The 6,450-nt window shown below is 65.5% G+C and carries 7 protein-coding genes and 1 pseudogene; all 8 read right to left on the bottom strand.

The window, feature by feature from the left end:
• Nucleotides 1-146: 146 nt before the first annotated feature.
• Nucleotides 147-449 (bottom strand): type VII secretion target, encoded by a 303-nt coding sequence (locus VJV41_RS25985; protein WP_325338658.1) that lies wholly within the window; start codon nt 447-449, stop codon nt 147-149.
• 1 nt (nt 450) lies between these two features.
• Nucleotides 451-1,983: a type VII secretion integral membrane protein EccD gene (gene eccD, locus VJV41_RS25990; RefSeq protein WP_325338659.1), complete on the bottom strand. Its 1,533-nt coding sequence runs from the start codon at nt 1,981-1,983 to the stop codon at nt 451-453.
• Nucleotides 1,980-3,374, bottom strand: a complete 1,395-nt coding sequence (locus VJV41_RS25995) for a MinD/ParA family ATP-binding protein (protein WP_325338661.1) — start codon at nt 3,372-3,374, stop codon at nt 1,980-1,982. The genes eccD and VJV41_RS25995 overlap by 4 nt, the downstream gene beginning before the upstream one ends.
• Before the next feature lie 91 nt (nt 3,375-3,465).
• Complete coding sequence (locus VJV41_RS26000) at nt 3,466-3,753, bottom strand: WXG100 family type VII secretion target (RefSeq protein ID WP_325338663.1); 288 nt, start codon at nt 3,751-3,753, stop codon at nt 3,466-3,468.
• A gap of 31 nt (nt 3,754-3,784) precedes the next feature.
• Complete coding sequence (locus tag VJV41_RS26005) at nt 3,785-4,087, bottom strand: WXG100 family type VII secretion target (RefSeq protein ID WP_325338664.1); 303 nt, start codon at nt 4,085-4,087, stop codon at nt 3,785-3,787.
• Between the two features lie 88 nt (nt 4,088-4,175).
• The gene (locus tag VJV41_RS26010; protein ID WP_325338667.1) at nt 4,176-5,489 is read right to left on the bottom strand and encodes a PPE family protein; all 1,314 of its coding nucleotides are present in this window, start codon (nt 5,487-5,489) and stop codon (nt 4,176-4,178) included.
• A 63-nt stretch (nt 5,490-5,552) separates the two neighbouring features.
• A complete protein-coding gene (locus VJV41_RS26015) occupies nt 5,553-5,849 on the bottom strand; it encodes a PE family protein (RefSeq protein WP_325338665.1) in 297 nt (98 codons plus the stop codon).
• A gap of 145 nt (nt 5,850-5,994) precedes the next feature.
• A pseudogene (locus VJV41_RS26020) lies at nt 5,995-6,450 on the bottom strand (type VII secretion protein EccCb); the annotation flags it as partial.

The raw sequence follows: 6,450 nt of genomic DNA on the forward strand, positions 1-6,450 counted from the left end.
CAAGGGTCGGATCGGGTTCCTGACGGAACCTCACTGCCCGACTCCGCCTGACATAGGTCGCCACGATGGCGACGACACCGCCGGCAATAAAGACCAGTAGCGCGACCTTCAGAATCAGAAGCCACACTGGGCCGTCCCCTGTCGATTTACTTTGGGATATCAATCTTTTGAAACGCGTCGGCCGCAGCCACGTCGCGCAATTCATACCATCGCGCGGCGGCACCTAGGTTCTCGCCGAACTGCCTAGCCTCGTCCGCAACCGCTGCCGTTTGCGCGGCCACGTCCGCCTGAGCTTTACGGCATGCCTCGGCCGTCTGCAGTCGCGATACCGCCGTGGCGGCATCCGCCAGTGGCGCGTCGGCGTGCAGGTCCGAAAGTTCATCGGCTGCCCGGCCAACCAACTCCGCAGCATTCTGCAGCTCCGCCGGATCAACCCTCAGCGGCGGCATATCAGTGGCCGAGCCGCAGGTTCCGTAAGAAGTCGTACACGCTGGCGATCCACAGCAGCATCGGGATCACCGCGGCAATCGCTGCGCCATCAAGCAATTCGAGGATGCGTTTGGTTACCGGCGATACGCGACGCACACTTTCTGTCGCGCCAACGGTGACCATCGCCACAATCGCCACCGCCGTATAGGCGCTGAGCACCAGCCATGCACTGTTCGGATACCACAGGCTGAGTTTGACCATCACGCCAGTCGGGATGATGACAGTCGCAGCCAAAAGTGCCCAGGCACACCATCTCTCGGCATACAACCGTGAGCGGAAGCCGCACACAACCGTCACCAGCCCCGCGACGATCAGGCTGTGCATGAAGAAATGTCCCTGCACGACAACTGCAATCGCACCCGTCGACAAAACCAAGGCGCCCGCGGTCACGAAACCGATCAGCAGTCTCTTCGCCAACTGGCTGCGCTCATGCAGCCGCGCCGCTGAGTCCGGCACGGATGCGATGATCGCCTGCCACGTCGGCGATTCCTCGTCGGGCATTTCGGACGCGACCGGATCCAATAACTCGTCATTGGACACCGTTTCGCCCGGCGCCGGGATCGGCGGTAATGCAATTCGTGCCACCGCCACGGTGAGCTTCGCCGCGTTCGTCACCACAATGAGGCCGTACGCAATTGCTCCCGCCGGGACCCAGTACTGCCATCCATACCCGTACGCGATCGCCGCGCCCGTAATCGCGATCGCCGTGACCGACAGGAACGACGCCAACTCCGCGCGCTTGCGCGGCCCGCCGCGGGTTGCAAACGTCAACAGCAGCACTACCGCGCCGGCGCCGGCGACCTGCGGTGCCCCCAGCGAGTCGACCCCGCGTGGCAGCGGAACGGCCAACGCCGCTGCGCCGGCCAGCGCCGGCACCGAAGCGGCCAGCAGGCTCTCTGCCATGTCGATGTTGGAGAACCGGTTCTTCGCCATCGCGCTGCCGCCCAGCAAGCACAGGCCGAGCACACCAAGGGCCAGCGGCCAGTACCAGCTGTGACCGGTCCGCGACCACGACACCAGCGTCATGACCGTGATCGCCACGGCAGCCACCGGAACGGCAAGTCCGACAAAGCGACTCAACGCTGTCCGGTCGAACTCGGGTGACTCGTCGAGAACCGCGATCGCGTCGATCACGTCCTCGACCAGTGGCCGGTACCGCTCGGTGCGGCTCACCGACACCAAGGTGAGCAGCGAGCCGTCGACCACCCCCGCGTCGTCCAACGACTCGCTGGCCTTCAGCGGAGGAGCGCCCGGCCGGGCGAACGCCCACACACCCTGCGCGGAGAAGTCGAACCCGGCCAGCACGTCCTTAGGCGTGTCCTCCATGAGTTCGGCCAACACCGCGACGGTCTCGTCGATGTAGCTTTCGATCGGCGCCGCCGCCGGCAACACGAGGTCGGTCATCCGCCGACCAGTCAGAATCGTCACCCGCGTCGTCGATGGCCGGCCCGGGGTGACGCTTGACGCCGATGCTGCTGCGGCAGTGGATGTCAACGGCGCTCGAGCCTGTCGAAGTCATCCGACAGCGCCGCCGCCAGCTCGACGATCCGTCGCCGGAACGGATTGCTGAGCAGATCGAGCTGAATCTCGGTACCGGCCGCGATGTGCTTGTCGTACGGCAGGACCACGACCCGGCCAGGCGGGACGTGCCGCTCGAACTGCTGCACGAGATCGTCAACGTCGATGTTCGGCTTGCCCGGCACGATGTGGTTGATCACCACGCAGGAGCGGCCGAGCAGATCCTGATATCCGTTCTGCCGCAACCAGTCCATGGTCACCGCGGCTTGACGGGCGCCGTCAATCGACGCGCTCGCAACGATCACCAGACCCGACACCGTCGACAACACGCCGCGCGCCGCGGGCTGGAACAGCCCGGCTCCGCAGTCCGCGAGCACAAGGTTGTAATAACGCGACACGATGTTCGTCGCGCCGTTCCAGTCGTCGTCGTTGAACTCGCGTCGCGCACCGCTGTACTCCTCGGAGGACAGCACCTCGAGATTGGAGCCATTCATGCTCGTGTACGCGCGAATGTCGTTGTAACGCGACAGCTCTTTGTCGGAGAGCAGGTCCGCGATCGTCGCGGCCGACTGACGGCCGGCGCGGTCGGCGAGGTTGCCGCCGTCCGGGTCGGCGTCGACCGCCAGGATCCGGTCGCCGCGCACCTTGGCCAGCGCCGAACCCAATGCGACCGTGACCGCGGTCTTGCCGACGCCACCCTTGAGGCCGAATACGCCAATCTGGTAGGAGTCGCGTGCATTTCGACGGATCCGGCTGTGCAGATCCATCTCATACAATTCGTCCGGCGACAGGCCGAAGTTGATCCGCGTCATCAGATAAAGCCAGTGCCGCCAGCCGCGCTGAGACGGCATCTTGACGGCGGACTTGACACCGACATGCGACAACGCGTCGATGGCGCGGTGGTTGCCGATAGTCGCCGCGGACGTCGGCGCCGGCTGATTCGCCGATGAATGAGCCGCCCGTCGGGCGCTCTTCTCCGACTGCGACTCGGCGAAGTGCTGCGTCGGCGCGGGAGCCGGTGCGGGCCGCGGCGGCGGCGTTGGTGCGGGACGCGGTTGCTCGTAGCGCGCGCCAGCGGGCCCGGGTGACTGGGGCGCCCTCATCATTCCGTTGGGCTGCCGCTGCGGGCTCGACGTACGGGTGGGCGGCATGGTCGTGGTGATCTCGGACTGCCGCGGCGGCGGGGCGGCCGCCGCCTGAGTCTTACCTGGCGCGATGGGCATCGGAGGCGGCGTTGCGTCGCTACGCCCCGGGCCCCCGGTAGGCATCGGCGCGGCGACGTCACGATCCGCCTTGGCCGATTCGTCCTCGGCTGTCTGCACAGCGTCTCCCGAGGAGTGGAAAAGCCGGTCATAGTCAGCCGACATTGGTACCTCTCATTGCTAATTCACGCCGAGACGCACGCGGTGGGTGGGTCGCCCCGGAGGGGTTGACCCGCCCACCTGCGTGCTCGTCGTGTTAGGCGAACATCCCGGTCACGCCGGCTTCCGTCTGAGCCATCGTGGCACTGGACTCACTGATCGTCGTAGCCAGGTTCTGCAGGGCCGAGTTCAGCTCGGCAGAAGTGCTGTCCCAGCGCATCTGCACACCCTGGTAGGCCTCGGAACCGCTGCCGCCCCAGACCGCGGCGAGCGCCGCGAGGGAACCCTTGCCCTCGTCGAGTAGGCCGGCAGTAGTCGAGACGGATCCCTGAATGTCGCTCGCTCCGCCTTCGATGCCGGCGAAGTTCCACACCTGTTCGGTCATATTGTTGCTCCGTTTCTGTAAGTGGTCGTGGTCAGAGGTTCATCGAGCCTGCGAGCGTCGAGGACTGGTCCTCGTCGGTCGAGGTGTACTGCACACCGGAGGTGTGGATGTTGGCCGAAATGTCGTTCAGCTCCTGAACCTGGCGCGCGGCCGCCTCATGGAAACGCATCAACGCTGCCTGAGCGGCGGTGCCGGCCTGGCCGTGCCACTGGCCGGCGAGGGTGCCCGCCACGGACTCAACGTGCGCGATGACGCCCTTGAGCTCGCCCGAGATCCTCTCGAAGTTCGCTGCCTCCTTGGCGAGGACAGCGGCATCTGTGTTCATCTGTGCCATTGCTGGATTTTTCCTTCTCTTCCTGTGTCCTCACCACGGGAATGGCGAGTCTTTCCGGCCAGGTGGCCGGGAAGTCTTCGGTGGGCGACTACCAGTCGTCCTCGTCGTCTTCGCCCAGGTTTTGAGGCAGCGGCGCCGGTGCCGTCAACCCCTGTTTCGAACCGCCGCTCTTCTCGCCGTGGCCCATCGCTCCCATCGGGCCCATGCCGCCGCCGCCACTGCCGACGGGTGCCAAACCGGCCGCCGTCGCACCGGCCGCGGCGCCTGCTGCCACTCCCACGGGCGACACACTCGGCTCGATCTCAGCCCCAACGAGCTTGGACATCAACGGCGTTCGCGCCGACGTGCCACCGGCACCTGGTAGCGAGGCCGCCCGAACCAGCCCGGCGCCTGCACCGGCCCCGGAGCCACCCACCAGCGGGTGGTTGGACAACGGGCTGGCGCCGATGAGCCCCATCTGCGCGCTCTTGTCGCCGAGACCCATCTGGCTGAACATCGACGTCACCTGCTGCAGCGGCTGGGTCAGCTGCTGCATCGGTTGCATGACCATCTGGCTTGCTTGCTGAGGCAGCTGCCCGAGCGTCGACCCGAGCTGGCTGGCCATCTGCATGCCCATCTGCATGCCCTGTTGGGCACCCTGTTGCATCTGGTCTTGGTTGGCGAACTGCTGGGCGTTCTGCGTCTTCTGCGCCTGCCCCTCCGCCGTCGTCGCCATCTGATTGGCCTGAGCAACGCCGCGCCCGGTTTGCAGACCTGCCGATTCCACAGTCGCCTGCGCGCCGACGTGTGCGAACGCCGTCTCACGTGCAACCGCCCCTGGCGCTTGCGCGGCGACCTGACCCAACGCGGCCCCGACGGTGGATTCACCGACGCCGGGGATGACGATCGGCGTCATCGGCGGGATCGGCTCGAACAGTGTGTTCGCGACCGTCTCCGCCTGATAGGCGTCCATCGCGAATGCCGCCTGGTTCCACATGCGGACGAGGTAGTCGGTCTCGTTGACCGCGATGGGAACCGTGTTGACGCCGAGGAAGTTGGTGGCCTCCAGGACGCCGTGGGTGATGTGGTTCTCTTCGATCTCCGGTATCGGTGGCGTCGTTGCCATCGCCGTGGCGTACGAGCTTGCCTGCGACGTCGCCTGCATGGCTCGCTTTTGCGCTTGGAGGGCAGTTGTCCTTAGCCAAACGACCATCGGCATGGTTGCAGTTACGGCGCGCTCGCTTGCTGCCCCGCTCCATGCCGAAGACAGCGCCGCCAGGCTCCCGGCCAATTCGTCGGCCTGGGTCTCCAAAAAGATCGCGAGCGCTTCCCATCCCGCGGCGGCCTGGAGCATCGGCGCTTCGCCGGCACCTGCCATCAACCGGGCGGTGTTCAATTCTGGCGGCATTCCATGCCAGATCATCGCGACTATCTGAGGAAGTGTTGGCATTGCTGTTTCTCTGTTGTGGTCCCGAGGGCTGCGGGGCTACGACAGAACGCTGGCGTTCTCTCCGTCGACCGTGGTGTAGATGCCCGCAGCCTCCATATACGCAGCTCCAGCACGCGACAGCTCTTCTTGCGCGAAGCTGTTCAGCATCATGGCCTCGACGCCTTCGCTTGCGAAGGTCAGCGCAGCGTGCGCTGAAACCTCGTCGGCGCCGGCCGGAACCAGGGCCGTGACCTCTGCCGAAGCGGTCGTGCCGGCCGCGAGGCCGCGGGCCCCGTTTGCGACCACTTGCGAACCGATACCAACGGCACCCGGATTATGCTGCATGGGTTGCATTTGCGGTGACTCCTTACTTACCTCGAACAACCTGGATATTGTTTTGTGCAGGACTCAACAACGGTTGCCTGTGCATACCGGAATCAATTCCCCGATCCCTTTGCTGGCGGCTAACCACCAAGTTTGCTGAGCGTCTTGGTATATCTTAACCGCCCCCCGGAGGTGCTGCTAACACTTCTTCTTCCGGTGGATCGACGTAGGCCGCCTGGATGACCTCTTTCGCGTCAGGAGAGACGAGGAATGCCTGGCCAGGAGGGCGCCGTTTCAGCTTGATCTCGCTGGACGGAAACTCCTGCTTCTCGCCGGAAAGGAACATCGTCGGTGAACCGGCGCCGTAAGCGGCGCCGACGAACTTGTCCATGGTGGCTCGATGGGCCTGGCTCATCTGGCACGTCGCGATGACGTGCAGACCGATGTCGGCCGCCGCAGGCAGCAGCGGAAACAGCGGCGCCATCGGCGGCACGACGCCGCTGGCCGCGACGATCATGTGCCAGTCGTCGACGAGCAGCACCACGTCCGGTCCCGTCCACCATGACCTGGCCCGCAATTGGGCGGTGGTCAGGTCGGGCGGGGGCAACCGCTTCTTCAAGTTGACCGCCAG

Origin of the sequence: Mycobacterium sp. (assembly GCF_035274705.1) — a bacterium.
GTDB lineage: Bacteria > Actinomycetota > Actinomycetes > Mycobacteriales > Mycobacteriaceae > Mycobacterium.